Raw genomic sequence first — 17,162 nt, forward strand, 5'->3', positions numbered from 1 at the left:
GCCTCCATGACCATCACTCTTGGCCGGCGAACCAATGTTCGCGGGCTTTCAAGATGAGGGCTTTGGCGTCATCGGCGCTGTGGCCGGTGATCTCGGTGAGTTCATCGACCGCGAGGTCGGCGAGGTCGTCGCGGGTGTGCACACCCGCCTCGGCCAGCTTGGGAATCAGCTCGGGGTCGAGGCCTTCGAGGTCGCGCAGGTTCTGCGAGACGGTCTCGACGCCCTCTTCCTTGGCGATTTCCATGGTCAGCAGCGCATCCTTGGCGCGCGTGCGCAGCTCGTTGATGGTGTCTTCATCGAAAGCTTCGATCTCCAGCATTTCGGAGATCGGCACATAGGCCACTTCTTCGAGGCTGTTGAAGCCTTCGGAGATCAGGATGTCGGCGATTTCCTCGTCGACGTCGAGCTTTTCCATGAACAGCTTGCGGCTGGCGTCGGTTTCGACGGCCTGCTTCTGCGCGGATTCGTTGGCGTCCATGATGTTGATCTTCCAGCCAGTGAGGTCGGAAGCCAGGCGCACGTTCTGGCCGCCGCGGCCGATGGCGATGGCGAGGTTTTCCTCGTCGACCACCACGTCCATGGCGTGCTTTTCTTCGTCGACCACGATCGACGAGACATTGGCCGGGGCGAGCGCGCCGATCACGAACTGGGCCGGGTCTTCGCTCCACAGCACGATGTCCACGCGCTCGCCGGCGAGCTCGTTGGTCACGGCATTGACACGGGTGCCGCGCACGCCGACGCAGGTGCCGATCGGGTCGACACGCTTGTCATGCGAGAGCACGGCGATCTTGGCGCGCGAACCGGGGTCGCGGGCGCAGCTCTTGATCTCGAGCAGGCCCTGTTCGATTTCAGGTACTTCCTGGCGGAACAGCTCGATCATGAACTCGGGCGCCGAGCGCGAGAGGATGATCGGCGCGCCGCGCAGCGTCAGGTCGACTTCCATGATCATGGCGCGCACGCGGTCGCCATTGCGGAGGTTCTCCTTGGCGATCATCTCGCTGCGGCGCAGGCGCCCTTCGACGCGGCCGGCCTCCACGATGATGTCGCCCTTGTCCAGGCGCTTGACGGTGCCCACGAAGATCTTGTCGCCGCGCGACATGAAGTCGTTCAGCAGCATTTCGCGCTCGGCGTCGCGGATCTTCTGCAGGATCACCTGCTTGGCGGCCATGGCGCCGATGCGGCCGATCGGCACCGAGTCCACCGATTCCTCGATGTACTCGTCGACCTCGATGTCGGGCATTTCTTCCTTGGCTTCGAACAGGAGGATTTCCTGGTCGGGCAGCTGCAGGCCGGCTTCGTCCGGAACGACGTGCCAGCGGCGGAAGGTTTCATAGTCGCCGCTGTCGCGGTCCACGGCCACGCGGATGTCCACGTCGCCCGCATAGAGCTTCTTGGTGGCTTGCGCCAGAGCGGATTCGACCGCGCCGAAGACCACGTCGCGCTCGACGTTCTTCTCTCGCGAGATCGCATCCACCAACATCAACATTTCGCGATTCATGCCACCACTCCTCTGTTCAGTCCGGAACATTCGTTCCGTCGTCAATATCCGAAAAACCCGGTTGGGTTTTGGCCCTGCGGCCCTTGAAATCCACAATGGGCGCGAGCCGCGCATCGCGAAGCTCGTCCAGCACGAAGCCCAGCGCTTGCAACTTGGCAGGCGCGCGCTTCTTGCTCACTTTTTGTCCAGGCTTGGGCTCGGGCGCATCGCTCCAGACGATTTGCCAGCCCGGGGCCGCTTCGGCCCCCTCCGTCTTTTCGGCACGCTCCAGCGTGCCGCGAAATTTCTTGCGGTTGGCAGACACCTGCCCCGCCGCCGCGGCGCCCATGGGCGCCTTCAGCGTGATGTCGATCACCTCGCCGACGAAACGCTCGAAATCCTGCTCATTGCGCAGCGGACGGTCGATACCCGGCGAGGAAACCTCGAGCCGCTTGTAATCGGCACCATCGACCTCGAGCGCAAACTGCAGCTGCCGCGTGACCTTTTCGCAATCCTCGACCGTCACGAAGGGCTCGGGAATTCCTGCAGCCACTGCTTCCGAAGTGGGGGCCGTCCAGGGCAAATCAATCGTCACGCGCAGCAATCCCCCGGCCGATCTTTCGATCTCGACCAGGTCGTAGCCGAGTCCGGCCACGGTTTGTTCCACTGTCTGCTGCAATGCCACGTGTCTGAAGATGCCCTGTAAAAATGCTTATGCGCCCAAATCGCGATCCACCCCGCCCGCCACGGGTGCCACGGGTGCCACGCATCGAGAATGCATAGACCAAAAAAAACGGGCGGTTGGTACCCGCCCGTTTGGTCGTGAGCCTCGAATTATATGCTATTCGTGTGAGAAATGAAGGGGCCAGCGCACTCAGACGGCTGTATTGCGGCGAGATTGAGACCACACCAGCGCAAACAGCGCGGCCCCGAGCGCCAGCGCTGCGGCCGCCACCAGCAGCGGCAACTGGAAAGAGCCGGTCCGCTGTGCCAGCGGCGCGGCGAAAAGCGGCCCGATGATCTGGCCGACGCCGTACGAGGCCGTGGCGTAGCCGATCAGGCCGGCGGCCGCGTTGCCCCTGAGCCGGCGGGCATCCCGCATCGCAAAAAGGGTGATGGCCGTGAAGGGCATGCCGAGCAGCAGGCTGCCCAGCGCAAAGCCGCCGATCGTGGGCCATGCCACCGACAGCAGCACGCCGAGCGCCTGCAATGCATAGGCGGCTGACAGCAGCAGCCGGTTGTCCCAGTGCGCGGGCGCGCGGGCGCCGATCAGCGCGCCGGGAATGATCGCGAGTCCGAACAGCGGCCAGAAGAAGTCGGGCCACGGCGAGCCCGGCAGCGCCTGCCGGGCGATCACGGGCAGGAAGGTCGCGGTGATGATGTAGCCGAAGCCGGCCAGCCCGTAGAGGGCGACCAGCCACACGGCGTCGCTGCGCGCGGAAGCCGAAGCGGGCGAACCGGCCGCGGCGACCGGCGCGGCCGCAGCGCCGGACGCGGCCGTCAGCTCCCCGTCGTCGAACACCCGCCAGATCGCCGCCACCAGCACCACCGCCAGCAGGCCCAACCCGATCCACCCCGCTTCGGAACCCCAGCGGCCCAGGGCCCCGCCGAGCAGGCCGGTCATGGCAATGCCGATGCCCGGCCCCGTATAGATCACGCCGGCCAGGGCCGGAGAATTGGTTTCGGCCAGCCGGCGCAGGCCCCAGCCCGATGCAAAGACGAAAACCCAGGCACTCATCACGCCTGCCGCGGCGCGCAGGATGCCCCAGCTCGTGAAGCTGTGGAGCACACCCATGCCGACCAGCAGGACCGCCGTTGCGGCCAGGCCCCCGCGCACCATGGTCTTGGCCTTGATGCCGATGGCCGCGCAACTGACCGCACCGAGGAAGTAGCCCAGGTAGTTGAGTGACGCCAGCACGCCTCCCGCCTCCAGCTGCAGCTTTCCCTCGTGCAGCATGATGGGAAGCATGGGGGTGAAGGCGAAACGCCCCAGACCCATGGCCACCGCCAAGGTGACCATGCAGGCCAGCGCAGCGCGCCAGGCCTCGCGCCGGCCTTGTCCGATTCCCGACATAGTGCTGGATCCCGTTGTCTATTCCAGCAGCGCAGCGGCCACCAGTTTTTTCGTATAGGGGTGCCCGGGCGCATCGAGCACGCGCTCGACAGGGCCTGCCTCGAGAATGGCGCCGTCCTTCATCACGATGACCTGGTGCGCCATGGCACGGATCACTTCGACGTCGTGCGTGATGAGCAGGTAGCTCAGCCCCCGTTCACGCTGCAGGCGCTGGAGCAGGCCGAGAACCTGCTTCTGGATCGTGACATCGAGCGCACTGGTGGGCTCGTCGAGCACCAGCAGCTTTGGGTCGACGATGAGCGCGCGCGCAATCGCCAGCCGCTGGCGCTGCCCGCCCGAGAACTCGTGCGGGTAGCGGTCGAGCAGCGACGGAAACTGCGCCTCGCCCAACCCCACGTCGGCCAGCGCCGCCAGCGCGCGCGTGCGCCGCTGATCGGTGCCGAGCTCCGGCGAATGCACCCGCAGCCCCTCGCCCACGATCTGCTCGACGGTCATGCGCGGCGAGAGCGATGAAAACGGATCCTGGAACACCACCTGCATCACGCGGCGCAAGCCCAGGTCCGACGCGCGGTCGACCGCCCAGCCCTTGCCATCCACCTGGAGCGCACCGCGGTACTTCAAGAGCCCCAGCGCGGCCAGTGCCAGCGTGGACTTTCCCGACCCCGATTCCCCGACCACGCCCAGCGTCTCGCCCGGTGCGATGCGGAAGTCGGCGTTCTGCACCGCGACGAATTCGCCTTTGCGGAACCAGCCCGCAACCCCGGGCCTGGAGACCGGATAGCTCACGCGCAGGCCCTTCGCCTCGAGCACCGGCCGTGCGTCGGCGCCCGAGGGCACGGCAGTGACGTTGCGCTCGGGGTGGCTGTCGATCAGCTTGCGCGTGTAAACATGCTGCGGCGCTTCGAACACCTTGGCCACGTCGCCCTGCTCGACGACATGGCCGTCTTCCATCACCGCGACCCGGTCGGCGAAGCGGCGCACCAGGTTCAGGTCGTGGGTGATCAGGAGCACGGCCATTCCGTGCCTGCGCTGCAGGTCGGCCAGAAGCTCGAGGATCTGCGCGCGCACCGTCACGTCGAGCGCGGTGGTCGGCTCGTCGGCCAGCAGCAGGCGCGGCTTGCAGGCCAGTGCCATGGCGATCATGGCGCGCTGGCGCTGGCCGCCCGAGAGCTGGTGCGGGAACGCCCTCGCCCGCCGCTCGGGTTCGGGAATGCCGGTATCGGCCAGCAATTGGACTGCGGCCGCCTGCGCATCGCGCGCCGAGAGCCCTTCGTGCAGTTCGAGCACTTCGGCGATCTGGTCGCCCACGGTGTAGAGCGCATTGAGCGCGGTCATCGGCTCCTGGAAGATCATCGCGATCTCCTTGCCGCGGATGCCGCGCAGCTGCCGCTCGGGGATCGACAGCAGGTCGCGCGCGCCTTGCGAAGCTTCGGGGCCGTGAAAGTTCGCGACGCCCGCGAGCTCGGCGTTCTGCACCAGCCGCAGCAGCGACAAGGCGGTGACCGTCTTGCCCGAGCCCGACTCGCCGACCAGCGCGAGCTTCTCGCCGGCGGCAATGCGCAAGTCGATGCCATGCACCACTTCCTTGCCGCCGAACGCGACGCGCAGGCCCTTGACGTCCAGCAGCGGCTGAGGAGGGTTTGCCATTGCGCTCACTTGTCGGCCTTACGAGGATCGAGCGCATCGCGCAGTGCGTCGCCCATGAAAGTCAGCAGCATCAGCGTCACGACCAGCACGCCGAAGGTGGACAACGAGATCCACCAGGCATCGATGTTGGCCTTGCCCTGGCTGAGCAGTTCGCCAAGCGATGGCGTGCCGGGCGGCACGCCCAGGCCCAGGAAGTCGAGCGAGGTCAGCGCCAGGATGGCCGCACTCATGCGGAACGGCAGGAAGGTGACGACCGGGACCATGCTGTTGGGCAGGATGTGGCGCCACATGATCTGCAGGTTGCCGACGCCCAGGGCGCGCGCGGCGCGCACGTAGTCCATCTGGCGGTTGCGAAGGAATTCGGCGCGCACATAGTCCGACAGGCCCATCCATCCGAAGAGGCTCAGCAGGATCAGCAGCAGCGCCACGCTGGGCGAGAAGATCGCGCTGAAGATGATCAGCAGGTAGAGCTCGGGCATGGAGCCCCAGATCTCGATGAAGCGCTGGAATGCCAGGTCGGTCTTGCCGCCGAAGAAGCCCTGCACGGCGCCTGTGACGATGCCCAGCACCACGCCGATGACGGTGAGCGCCAGTGCGAACAGCACGCTCACGCGAAAGCCATAGATCAGCTGCGCCAGCAGGTCGCGACCGCGGTCGTCGGTGCCCAGGAAGTTGTCGCGCGACGGCGCCGACGGGTTCGGCAGTTTCGCAAAGTAGTTGAGCGTTTGCGGGCCATAAGAGTTGGGCGCATAGATGGCCCAGTTCTTACCCGCCGTGATCCGCTCGCGGATGAACGGGTCGAGGTAGTCGGCAGGCGTCTCGAAGTCGCCGCCGAAAGTTTTCTCGGGATAGTCGCGCAGCACTGGAAAGTAGGTTTGTCCTTCGTAGTGCACGACGAGCGGCTTGTCCGTGGACAACACCTCCGCGAAAAGGCTCAGGACGACCAGCACCGTGAAGACGACGAGGCTCCAGAACCCGAGCGGATTCCGGCGAAAACGGCGCCAGGCGCGGCGCGCAGGACTCAGCGAAACGGGCAGCGCGTCAGTCAAATTTCACCCTCGGGTCGACCCAGACGTAGCAGAGATCGGAAATGAGCTTGGTCAATAGGCCGATCAGCGTGAACAGGTAGAGCGTGCCCAGCACCACGGGATAGTCGCGCCGGATCACGCTTTCGTAGCTCAGGAGGCCCAGCCCGTCGAGCGAGAACAACGTCTCGATCAGCAGCGACCCTGTGAAGAAGGCGCCGATGAAGGCCGCCGGAAACCCCGTGATGATCGGGATCAGTGCATTGCGGAAGACGTGTTTCCAGAGCACTTGCCGCTCGGCCAGCCCCTTGGCGCGCGCCGTCAGCACGTATTGCTTGCGGATTTCCTCCAGGAAGGAGTTCTTCGTGAGCATGGCCGTCACGGCAAAGCTGCCGAGCACCATCGCGGTGACGGGCAACGCAATGTGCCAGAGATAGTCGACGATCTTCGCGCCCCAGCCGAGCGTTTCCCAGCTGGGCGAAGTCAGCCCGCGCAACGGAAACCACTGCAGCTGCCCGCCGAAGATCACCAGCAGCGCCACGCCCAGCACGAAGCCAGGTATCGCATAGCCGACCAGCACGATGAGCGTGGTCACGAAATCGAAACGCGAACCCGCGCGCACGGCCTTCGCCACGCCGAGCGGCACCGCGATCAAGTAGCTGATGAAGAAGGTCCACAGGCCCAGGCTGATCGACACCGGCAGCTTTTCCTTGACCAGGTCCCACACCGCCTTGCGCTGGTAGAAGCTCTGGCCCAGGTCGAGCTTCGCGAACGACTTGAGCATTTGCCAGAAGCGCTCGTGCGCCGGCTTGTCGAAACCATAGAGCGCCTTGATCTCCTCGATGCGCTCCGGCGGCAGCCCCTGCCGCCCGCGGTAGCCGGCGCCGCTGCTCGCTGCGCGCTCGCCACCGGAATCGCGGCCCTGCAGTTGCGACACCATCTGCTCAACGGGCCCGCCGGGCACGAACTGGATGACCACGAAGGTCAGCAGCAGTACGCCGAGCAGCGTCGGCACCATCAGGAGCAGGCGTTTGAGGATGTAGCTGGCCATGGCGTGCGCGATTTTCTATTTGTTCGAGGGCGCCGCCCACCAGGTGGTCATCGCCCAGGCGTCGGCCTGGTAATACGGGGGAACGACATCGGGCAGTACGACAGGCCGCGGCCGGTAGCCGACCAGGAAGGCGCTCCCGTAGTACTGCGGGATCGAGTAGTAGCCGTGCGACAGCACGCGATCGAGCGCGCGCACCGCCGTGCGCAGTTCGGGCCTGGTTGTGGCACCGAGCACCTTCTGCACCAGCGCATCGACGGCCGGATCGGCAATGCCCCAGATGTTGGAAGAGCCATGGGTCTCGGCCGCCTTGGACCCGAAGAAGTCGAGCAACTCGCCTCCAGGCGCGGTACTGCCCGACAGGCGCACGCTCGTCATCTCGAAGTCGAAATTGTCCATGCGCTGCTGCGACAGCGAGAAATCGACGGTGCGAAAGCGCATCTCGATGCCGAGCTTCTGCAGCGCGCCCTGGAACGGCGTGGCAACCCGGATGAGCGAGGGCTGGTCGTTCAGGAACTCGATGGTGAACGGCTCGTTCCTGGCGTTGCGCAGCGCGCCATCGCGGTAGGTCCAGCCCGCCTCGGCCAGGAGCGCCCTTGCACGGCGCAGATTCTCGCGCAGGCTTCCTGGCGGCGCGGTGCTGGGCGAGATCACGGCCGGTCCGAAGACTGCGGGGCGCAGCTTGTCGCGCAGCGGTTCGAGCAGCGCCAGCTCGTCGGGTTTTGGCAAGCCTTCGGCGTGGAACTCGCTGTTGGGGAAGTAACCCTGCACGCGCGTGTAGAGCCCGTAGAACAGCTGGCGGTTGAGCCATTCGAAATCCATTGCCAGCCCGATGGCCTGGCGAACCCTGACATCCTTGAATTTGTCCTTGCGAAGGTTGAATACGTAGCCCTGGAAATCACCGGGGTTGCGGTTTTCGAAGGCGCGCTTCACGAGTTCGCCGCTTTCGAACTGCTTGCCCTTGTATTGGCGCGCCCAGTTGCGTGATGTGAATTCGCGCATGAAGTCGAACTCACCGGCCTTGAGCCCCTCGAAGCGGGAGGTGTCGTCCAGGTAGTTCTTGAACGAGATCCGGTCGAAATTGAACTGTCCCCGGCGCACCGGCAGCTCGGCGCCCCAATAGCGCGGGTCTCGCACATAGGTGATGTCGCGGCCCAGCCGTGCGCTCGCGGGCTTGTAGGGGCCGGAGGCAATCGGCACCTCGCTGATGATCTGGTCGAAGGGCTTGCCGCCGCCCCAGGCGCGGCTGAACACCGCCATGCCGCCCACCACCAAGGGCAGCTCCGGATTGGGCCTTGCAAACTCGAAGCGCACCGTGCGTTCGTCGAGTGCGCGCACGCCCTTCACCTCCGCAAAGATCGTTCGGAACTGGGGCGCTGCGAGCTTGCTGTTGAGCGTTTCGAAGGAATACACCACGTCCGCAGCCAGCACCGGCGAGCCGTCGTTGAAGCGCGCCTTGGGGTTGAGCCGGAATGTGGCGGAAAGCTTGTCGGCGGGCACCTCGACGTCTTCCGCCAGCAGGCCATAGGCTGTGGTCGGTTCCTCCGAATTGCCTGCGAGCAGGGTTTCGAACACCAGCACGCCCTGCCCGTAGGGCGCCGTGCCCTTCAAGGTGAATGGGTTGAACTTGTCGAAGTTGGTGGGCCGCGTCGGCGGCACCATTCGGATCTCGCCGCCCTTGGGCGCATTCGGGTTCACGTAGCTGAAATGCGTGAAGCCCGGCGGATACTTGACATCGCCGAATTGCGCATAGGCATGGGCGGCCCATGAAGGAGCCGCCCAGAGCATCAGGAGAAAAAGCAGCCAAGCCCGCATGCGAGAATTCTGCCCAAGATTTTCACGAGGCAACTTCATGGGCTTTCTTTCCGGCAAAAAACTGTTGATCACCGGCGTGTTGAGCAATCGCTCCATTGCCTATGGCATTGCCAAGGCGTGTCACGAACAAGGCGCCGAGCTTGCTTTCAGCTACGTCGGCGAGCGATTCAAGGACCGTATCACCGAATTCGCCGCGGACTTCGGCTCCAAGCTTATTTTTGACTGCGACGTGGGCGACGACGCGCAGATCGACAAGCTCTTTGCCGATCTGGCGCAGGTCTGGCCCAAGTTCGACGGCTTCGTGCACAGCATCGGCTTTGCGCCGCGCGAGGCGATCTCGGGCGACTTTCTCGAGGGCCTGTCGCGCGAGGGCTTCAAGATCGCGCACGACATCAGCGCCTACAGCTTCCCGGCCATGGCAAAGGCCGCCCTGCCCTACCTGAACGACAAGTCGGCGCTGCTGACGCTGACCTACCTGGGCGCCGAGCGCGCGCTGCCCAACTACAACACCATGGGCCTGGCAAAGGCGTCGCTCGAGGCGTCGGTGCGCTACACCGCGGCGTCGCTCGGCCCCAAGGGCATGCGCGTCAACGGCATCAGCGCCGGCCCGATCAAGACGCTGGCCGCCAGCGGCATCAAGGGCTTCGGCAAGATGCTGTCCGCCGTGGCCGACGCGTCGCCGATGCGCCGCAACGTCACCATCGAGGAAGTGGGCAACGTGGCCGCCTTCCTGCTGAGCGACCTGGCCAGTGGCGTGACGGCCGAGATCACCTACGTGGACGGCGGCTTCAGCAACGTTGTCGCGGGAATGGCCGAGTAAGGGGCCGACCCTGCAGTTTCCGCGGAACATTGCCGCCTTGCCGATGCGCGGCGGCGTCCGGCTGACCCGGCGGCTCCTGCTGCTTGCAGGCGTCGGTGTGCTTGCTGCCCGCGCGGCGACGGCGCGCGAGGCCCCGCCGGCCCTGATGCTGGCCGAGGCCTACCGCCCGGGCATGGCCCTGGCCGACTATTGGGTCAGCGAAAAATACGACGGGGTGCGCGGCTACTGGGACGGTACGCGGCTCTGGACGCGCGGCGGCGAGCCGGTGATGGCCCCCGCGTGGTTCACGGCCAGGCTGCCGAAGCAGCCGCTCGACGGCGAGCTGTGGGCCGGACGGGGCCAGTTTGCGCTCGCGGTGGCCACGGTGCGCAGCCAGACGCCGAACGACACCGCCTGGCACAGCATGCGCTTCATGGTGTTCGACCTGCCGGGCCACGGCGGCGAATTCACAGCGCGGCTCGCGGCGCTGCGCAAGCTGCTGCCGATCACCGACGCGCCGTGGGTGGTTGCCGTGCCCCAGGAGCGCGCCACCACGCCCGCCGAGTTGCAGGCACTGCTCGACAAGACGGTGAAGATGGGCGGCGAAGGCCTGATGCTGCACCGGGGCGGCTCGCTCTATCGCGCCGAGCGCACCAGCGACCTGCTCAAGGTCAAGCTCCACGAAGACGCCGAGGCCCGGGTCGTCGGGCATGTTCCGGGCAAGGGCCGGCATGGCGGCCGCCTGGGTGCGCTGCTGGTCGAAACGCCCGAGGGCAAGCGCTTCAAGCTGGGCACCGGCCTGACCGACGCCGAGCGCGAGGATCCGCCCGCCCTCGGAAGCTGGGTGACCTACCGCTTCGACGGCACCCACCCCGGCGGCCTGCCGAGGTTCGCGCGCTTCGTGCGGGTGCGCCTCGACCTGCCCTCCTCCTGAAGGGCACGGCGCGCTGGCGCGCTGCCGTGTCCGCTACTTCTTCGGCGCGGCCACGCAATCCGCGTAGTAGCGCTTCTTGCCGGTTTCGTCGATGCGCGCCACGAGGCCGTGGATGTCGGTCTCGAACCCCGGGCACTGCAGGTTGAACTCGCGCGAGAACCGCAGGTAGTCGACGATCTTCTTGTTGAACACTTCGCCCGGGATGAGCAGCGGGATGCCCGGCGGGTAAGGCGTGATCAGGCTGGTGGTGATGCGGCCCTCGAGCTCGTCGATCTCCACGCGCTCGGTCTTGCGGTGGGCAATGTGCGCGAAGGCATCGCTCGGCTTCATGGCCGGCGTGAGATCGCTCAGGTACATCTCGGTGGTGAGCCGCGCCACGTCGTAGCGCGCATACAGCTGGTGGATGTGCTGGCACAGGTCGCGCAGGCCGAGGCGCTCGTAGCCGGGGTGCTGCTGGCAGAACTCGGGCAGGATGCGCCACATCGGCTGGTTGCGCGCGTAGTCGTCCTTGAACTGCTGCAGCGCCGTGAGCAGCGTGTTCCAGCGGCCCTTGGTGATGCCGATGGTGAACATGATGAAGAAGCTGTACAGGCCGGTCTTCTCCACGATCACGCCGTGCTCGGCGAGGAACTTGGTCACCACGCTGGCGGGAATGCCGGTTTCGGCGAAGTTGCCTTCCAGGTCGAGGCCGGGCGTGACGATCGTCGACTTGATCGGGTCGAGCATGTTGAAGCCGTCGGCCAGCTCGCCGAAGCCGTGCCAGTTGCGCGGCGACTTCTTGCTCCTGCGCTTGCCGTTCTTCTCGCCCGTCATGATCCAGTCTTCGGCCCGGCCGATGCCTTCGTCGACGAGCTTCTCGGGGCCCCAGACCTTGAACCACCACTCGTCCTTGCCGAACTCGTCCTCGACCTTGCGCATGGCGCGGCGGAAGTCCAGCGCTTCGAGAATGCTCTCCTCCACCAGCGCCGTGCCGCCGGGCGGCTCCATCATGGCGGCCGCCACGTCGCAGCTCGCGATGATCGCGTACTGCGGGCTCGTTGACGAGTGCATCAGGTAGGCCTCGTTGAACAGGTCGCGGTCGAGCGCGCGATTCTGCGAGTCCTGCACCAGCACGTGGCTGGCCTGGCTGATGCCGGCCAGGAGCTTGTGGGTCGACTGGGTCGCGAACACCAGCGACTCCTTGGGCCGCACGCGCCGCTTGCCCATGGCGTGATAGGCGCCGTAGAACGGATGGAAGGCCGCGTGCGGCAGCCACGCTTCGTCGAAGTGCAGCGTGTCGACGTAGCCGTCGAGCATGTTCTTGATGGTCTCGGTGTTGTAGATCACGCCGTCGTAGGTCGACTGCGTGAGCGTCATCACGCGCGGCTTGACCTTGTCGTGGTCCACGTCGGCCAGCAGCGGGTTGGCCTTGATCTTGGCCTTGATGGCGCTCTGCTCGAACTCGCTCTTGGGAATCGGGCCGATGATGCCGAAGTGGTTGCGCGTGGGCTTCATGAACACCGGGATCGCGCCGGTCATGATGATCGCGTGCAGGATCGACTTGTGGCAGTTGCGGTCGACCACCACCACATCGTCGGGCGCCACGGTGTGGTGCCACACCATCTTGTTGCTGGTGCTGGTGCCGTTGGTCACGAAGAAGCAATGGTCGGCGTTGAAGATGCGCGCCGCATTGCGCTCGCTGGCTGCCACGGGGCCGGTGTGGTCCAGCAGCTGGCCGAGTTCTTCCACGGCGTTGCAGACGTCGGCGCGCAGCATGTTCTCGCCGAAGAACTGGTGGAACATCTGGCCCACCGGGCTCTTGAGGAACGCGACCCCGCCCGAGTGGCCCGGACAGTGCCACGAATACGAACCGTCTTCGGCGTAGTCGATCAGCGCCTTGAAGAACGGCGGCTGCACGCCCTCCAGGTAGCTCTTGGCTTCGCGGATGATGTGGCGCGCCACGAACTCGGGCGTGTCCTCGAACATGTGGATGAAGCCGTGGAGCTCCCGCAGGATGTCGTTCGGGATGTGGCGCGAGGTCTTGGTTTCGCCGTAGATGTAGATCGGCACGTCGGCGTTCTTGCGGCGCACTTCACCGATGAAGCTGCGCAGGCTCAGCACGGCGGGGTCCAGGTCGGGGCCGACCGTGAACTCCTCGTCGTCGATCGACAGGATGAACGCGCTGGCGCGGCTTTGCTGCTGCGCGAACTGGCTCAGGTCCCCATAGCTCGTGACGCCCAGCACCTCGAAGCCCTCGCTTTCGAAGGCCTGCGCAAGCGCGCGAATGCCGAGGCCCGAGGTGTTTTCGGAGCGGAAGTCCTCGTCGATGATGACGATGGGGAAGCGAAATTTCATGAGCAGGGCTCCGGACAGGCAATAAGGCGCGAAGTGTACGGAATCCGGATGAAGGATTGCGTGAGCTTTTGACTCAGAATGTCGGGCGTCCATCAAAGAGGAGAAGACATGGCGAATTCCACCATCTGGTGGCTGATAGCGGGGGCGGCCATCGTGCTCGAACTGCTCTCGGGTACGGTTTACCTGCTGCTGCTGGCCATTGGCTTCGCGGCCGCTGCCGTGGCGGCGCACCTGGGTGCGGGCACGGTCGTGCAACTGGTGGTGGCGGCCGTGGTGGGCGTGGGTGCGGTGCTGGCCTGGTATGTGGTGCACGGGCGGCGTCCGCCCCAGCCGCCCACCGGCTCGAATCGCGACCTGAACCTGGACATCGGCGAGATCATCCACATCGAGGCCTGGAACCCCGACGGCACGGCCACCGTGCGCTACCGGGGTGCCCAGTGGACCGTGGTGCCGCGCGCCGGCCACGCCCCCGCCGCCGGCGAGCACCGCGTGGTCGAGGTCGTCGGCAGCCGCCTGGTGGTCGAAAAAACCTAATCGGAATTCAAGAGGAAAACATCATGGAATATTCAGTTCCCATCATCATCCTGGTCATTGCGGTGATCGTCATCAGCCAGTCGGTCAAGTTTGTTCCCCAGCAGAACGCCTGGGTGCGCGAGCGCCTCGGCAAGTACCACAGCACGATGACGCCCGGGCCCAATTTCCTGATCCCGTTCATCGACAAGGTTGCCTACAAGCACAGCCTGAAGGAAATCCCGCTCGACGTGCCGAGCCAGATCTGCATCACGCGGGACAACACCCAGCTGCAGGTCGATGGCATCCTGTACTTCCAGGTGACCGATCCGATGCGTGCGAGCTATGGCTCGTCGAACTACATCGTGGCCGTGACCCAGCTGGCGCAAACCTCGCTGCGCAGCGTGATCGGCAAGCTCGAACTCGACAAGACCTTCGAGGAGCGCGACGTCATCAATGCGCAGGTGGTTGCGGCCATCGACGAGGCGGCGCTCAACTGGGGCGTGAAGGTGCTGCGCTACGAAATCAAGGACCTGACGCCGCCGAAGGAAATCCTGCTGGCCATGCAAGCCCAGATCACGGCCGAACGCGGCAAGCGCGCGCTCATTGCAGCGTCGGAAGGCCGGCGCCAGGAACAGATCAACATCGCCACCGGCGAGCGCGAAGCTTTCATTGCCCGCTCCGAAGGCGAGAAGCAGGCCCAGATCAACAATGCCCAGGGCGAGGCGGCCGCCATCACGGCCGTGGCCACCGCCACGGCCGACGCCATCGAGCGCGTGGCAGCAGCCATCCGCCAGCCCGGCGGCGAACAGGCTGTGCAGCTCAAGGTGGCCGAGCGTGCGGTCGATGCCTACGGCAAGGTCGCGGCCGATTCCAAGACCACGCTGATCGTGCCCAGCAACATGAGCGAAACCGCCGCGCTCATCGCCTCGGCCATGCGCATGGTTCAGGCGGGCAAGCCCTCGAATCCGGCCTGAGCGACTGCTACAATCGAGGGCTCAGGAGCGGTGGATGAGCGGTTTAAGTCGCACGCCTGGAAAGCGTGTGAGGGTTAATAGCCCTCCGCGGGTTCGAATCCCGCCTGCTCCGCCAGAGAATTGAATGTTCGCAACCGTTCGCGAACATGAGAGTCAGAAGAAAAGCCCAGTTTGCCTTCCAGCATCCTGGGCTTTTTGCTGCCTCGTTGCGCACTGGCAACGCGCGCCGGGCTGCCCCGCCGGCCTCAACTGGCGGTACGATCCAAAGTCTTACTTTTCACGCCTGCTAAAGGAGCCCGGATGGCCGGACAACCACAACCCTCGCCGCGCGGCGGCACGTCGCTCGAACAGACATTGGAAAAGACCGAAGCGGTCGCGGCCGATGTGCAGCGGGCTTCGGACAACCTGGCGGTCGTGAACACGGTGCTCGAACAGGAGCTGCCCGAAGAAATCCAGGTTGGCGAAGTGGCCCAGGCCATCGAGCACACCAACCAGCTCGAAGAGAAGCTGGCCAAGTCGGCCGAAACACTGGCCGAGGTGAATGCCGCCTTGAGCGAGGAGATCGAGAAGCGGCTCGAGATCACGGCCCAGCGCGACGAGAGCCAGGCGCAGGCCGAGGAACTCAAGGCAAGAATCCGCTCTGGCGCGACGGATTGAACGTCGCGCGCGGGCATTGACAGCGAACGGTTCGCTCCGTATCCCTTCTCCTACGCTGCTGACTCATCCGGCACGCTACGCTATTGGTTCTCAAAGCGAAACCACGGCATGGCCCTCATCACGTTCCTCGTCGAGGACAACAAGACCATCAGGGACAACCTGGTACCGGCGCTCGAAGACCTGGTCAACGGCCAGGTCGTCGGCTTTGCCGAAACCGAGTCCGATGCGCTCGCCTGGCTCGCCGCCCATCCCCGCGACTGGCAACTGCTGATCGTCGATCTTTTCCTGAAGGAAGGCTCCGGCCTTGGCGTGCTCTCGGGCTGCAAGTCGCGCGGCCCGGGCCAGCGCGTGGTGGTGCTGAGCAACTACGTGACAGCCGACATCCGCGCGCGCTGCGAGGCCCTGGGCGCCGACGCAGTGTTCGACAAGTCGCGCGACCTCGACGCCTTCATCGAATATTGCAACACCGACCGGCCTTCGGGCTTTGCCGGGCTGAACTGAGGCCATCGCCGGCAGGCAATAAAAAAGGGCCCGAAGGCCCTTTTTGTTTCTAGCGCCCGGAGGCGCGCAGTCGCGTCGGGGAAACCGATCAGCGAACCACGGCGATCTGCGTACGCACGCCACCCTTGTAGGTGAAGAGCGTCAGTGCGCCGTTCTTGATGTCGCCCTTTTCGTCGAAGGCGATCGGGCCGGTCACGCCCTTGTATTGCACCTTGCCGACTTCCGGCAGGTACTTTTCAGGGTCGGACGAACCGGCCTTGACCATGGCTTCGGCCAGCACGTTCACGGCGTCGTAGACGTACGGTGCATAGATCTGCACTTCGACGCCGTTCTTGGCCTTGAACTTGGCCTTGAAGTCTTCCAGCGGCTGCTTGAAGTCGCCGTCCACACCGCCGGCTTCGGCGCAAACCACCATCTCTTCGCCGATGGCATCGCCAGCGAGCTTGGGCAGTTCGCTGGTGCACAGGCCGTCGCCGCCCATGAACTTGACGTTCAGGCCGAGTTGCTTGACCTGCTTGAGCATCGGGCCGCCCACGGCGTCCATGCCGCCGAAGAACAGCACGTCGGGCTTGGTGGCCTTGAGCTTGGTCAGGATGGCGTTGAAGTCGGTCGACTTGTCGGTGGTGAACTCGTGGCCGACGATGGTCGCGCCAGCAGCCTTGGCCGCCTTTTCAAATTCTTCGGCAACGCCCTGGCCATAGGCCGTGCGGTCGTCGATCACGGCGATGTTCTTGCCCTTGAGGGTTTCGACCGCGTACTTGCCGAGCGTGCCGCCGAGCTGCGTGTCGTCAGCCACCACGCGGAACGTGGTCTTGAAACCCTGGCGCGTGTACTTGGGGTTGGTTGCCGACGGCGAGATCTGCGGAATGCCAGCGTCGCTGTAGAGCTTGGAAGCGGGAATGGTGGTGCCCGAATTCAGGTGGCCCACGATGCCGTTGACCTTGCTGTCGACCAGCTTCTGGGCCACGGCCGTGCCTTGCTTCGGATCGCCGGCGTCGTCTTCTGCGAGCAGTTCGAACTTGGCAACCTTGTCGCCGATCTTGAGGCCCTTGGCGTTCAGGTCTTCGATGGCCATCTTGGCGCCGAACTCGTTGTCCTTGCCAAGGTGGGCAATGGCGCCGCTGGTGGGACCGACGTGGCCGATCTTCACGATCAGGGCGTCAGCCGGAGGCGCTGCAGGTGCGGGGGCCGCTGCCGTGGGCGCCGGGGCGGCCGGAGCAGCAGCTTCTTCCTTCTTGCCGCAAGCCACAAGCGTGAGAGCAGCCAGTGCGACCGCAGTCCATTTCAATTGCATGAGAACCTCCAGAACATTGATGAATAAAGCAAAAACCGGTCGTTCGATCCGGGCGCGCAGACCTCGCAAG

General features: G+C 65.2%; 15 protein-coding genes and 1 tRNA gene. 7 read left to right on the forward strand and 9 right to left on the reverse strand.

The window, feature by feature from the left end:
- Positions 1–13 precede the first annotated feature (13 nt).
- From nusA to ABID97_RS16520, 7 genes are all read right to left on the reverse strand, one after another.
- Positions 14–1,498 carry a transcription termination factor NusA gene (nusA, locus tag ABID97_RS16490; RefSeq protein WP_354399513.1) on the reverse strand — a complete coding sequence of 495 codons (1,485 nt, stop codon included), beginning with the start codon at positions 1,496–1,498 and terminating at the stop codon, positions 14–16.
- A 16-nt stretch (positions 1,499–1,514) separates the two neighbouring features.
- Positions 1,515–2,162, reverse strand: coding sequence for a ribosome maturation factor RimP (gene rimP / locus ABID97_RS16495; RefSeq protein ID WP_354399514.1), 648 nt, complete (start codon positions 2,160–2,162; stop codon positions 1,515–1,517).
- Positions 2,163–2,351: 189 nt separating this feature from the next.
- Positions 2,352–3,551 (reverse strand): YbfB/YjiJ family MFS transporter, encoded by a 1,200-nt coding sequence (locus ABID97_RS16500; protein WP_354399515.1) that lies wholly within the window; start codon positions 3,549–3,551, stop codon positions 2,352–2,354.
- Between the two features lie 18 nt (positions 3,552–3,569).
- Positions 3,570–5,198 carry an ABC transporter ATP-binding protein gene (locus ABID97_RS16505; RefSeq protein ID WP_354399516.1) on the reverse strand — a complete coding sequence of 543 codons (1,629 nt, stop codon included), beginning with the start codon at positions 5,196–5,198 and terminating at the stop codon, positions 3,570–3,572.
- 5 nt (positions 5,199–5,203) lie between these two features.
- Positions 5,204–6,247: an ABC transporter permease gene (locus ABID97_RS16510; protein ID WP_354399517.1), complete on the reverse strand. Its 1,044-nt coding sequence runs from the start codon at positions 6,245–6,247 to the stop codon at positions 5,204–5,206.
- Entirely contained in the window at positions 6,240–7,274 is a 1,035-nt protein-coding gene (locus tag ABID97_RS16515) for a microcin C ABC transporter permease YejB (protein ID WP_354399518.1), read from the reverse strand. The genes ABID97_RS16510 and ABID97_RS16515 overlap by 8 nt, the downstream gene beginning before the upstream one ends.
- 15 nt (positions 7,275–7,289) lie before the next feature.
- Positions 7,290–9,086 (reverse strand): extracellular solute-binding protein, encoded by a 1,797-nt coding sequence (locus ABID97_RS16520; RefSeq protein WP_354399519.1) that lies wholly within the window; start codon positions 9,084–9,086, stop codon positions 7,290–7,292.
- 37 nt (positions 9,087–9,123) lie between these two features.
- On the opposite strand from ABID97_RS16520, the gene fabI reads away from it, so the two are divergent.
- Together fabI and ABID97_RS16530 are read left to right on the forward strand one after the other, a co-directional pair.
- On the forward strand, positions 9,124–9,906 hold the full coding sequence (fabI, locus tag ABID97_RS16525; protein WP_354399520.1) for an enoyl-ACP reductase FabI: 783 nt from the start codon (positions 9,124–9,126) through the stop codon (positions 9,904–9,906).
- Positions 9,907–9,949: 43 nt separating this feature from the next.
- Positions 9,950–10,819: a DNA ligase gene (locus tag ABID97_RS16530; protein WP_354401791.1), complete on the forward strand. Its 870-nt coding sequence runs from the start codon at positions 9,950–9,952 to the stop codon at positions 10,817–10,819.
- Positions 10,820–10,852: 33 nt separating this feature from the next.
- Here ABID97_RS16530 and ABID97_RS16535 read toward each other — a convergent pair whose 3' ends face one another.
- Entirely contained in the window at positions 10,853–13,153 is a 2,301-nt protein-coding gene (locus ABID97_RS16535; RefSeq protein WP_354399521.1) for an Orn/Lys/Arg family decarboxylase, read from the reverse strand.
- Between the two features lie 108 nt (positions 13,154–13,261).
- Here ABID97_RS16535 and ABID97_RS16540 point away from each other — a divergent pair, with 108 nt between their 5' ends.
- The 5 genes from ABID97_RS16540 (at position 13,262) to ABID97_RS16560 (ending at position 15,798) form a co-directional block, all read left to right on the forward strand.
- The gene (locus tag ABID97_RS16540; protein WP_354399522.1) at positions 13,262–13,687 is read left to right on the forward strand and encodes an NfeD family protein; all 426 of its coding nucleotides are present in this window, start codon (positions 13,262–13,264) and stop codon (positions 13,685–13,687) included.
- Positions 13,688–13,710: 23 nt separating this feature from the next.
- Positions 13,711–14,640, forward strand: a complete 930-nt coding sequence (locus ABID97_RS16545; protein WP_354399523.1) for an SPFH domain-containing protein — start codon at positions 13,711–13,713, stop codon at positions 14,638–14,640.
- A gap of 24 nt (positions 14,641–14,664) precedes the next feature.
- Positions 14,665–14,755, forward strand: a tRNA-Ser gene (locus tag ABID97_RS16550).
- 185 nt (positions 14,756–14,940) lie between these two features.
- The gene (locus ABID97_RS16555) at positions 14,941–15,297 is read left to right on the forward strand and encodes a hypothetical protein (protein ID WP_354399524.1); all 357 of its coding nucleotides are present in this window, start codon (positions 14,941–14,943) and stop codon (positions 15,295–15,297) included.
- A gap of 108 nt (positions 15,298–15,405) precedes the next feature.
- Positions 15,406–15,798, forward strand: a complete 393-nt coding sequence (locus ABID97_RS16560; RefSeq protein WP_354399525.1) for a response regulator — start codon at positions 15,406–15,408, stop codon at positions 15,796–15,798.
- A gap of 88 nt (positions 15,799–15,886) precedes the next feature.
- On the opposite strand, the gene ABID97_RS16565 is transcribed toward ABID97_RS16560, so the two are convergent.
- A complete protein-coding gene (locus ABID97_RS16565) occupies positions 15,887–17,092 on the reverse strand; it encodes a branched-chain amino acid ABC transporter substrate-binding protein (RefSeq protein WP_354399526.1) in 1,206 nt (401 codons plus the stop codon).
- Positions 17,093–17,162 lie beyond the last annotated feature (70 nt).

This window comes from Variovorax sp. OAS795 (assembly GCF_040546685.1).
Taxonomy (GTDB): Bacteria; Pseudomonadota; Gammaproteobacteria; order Burkholderiales; family Burkholderiaceae_C; genus Variovorax.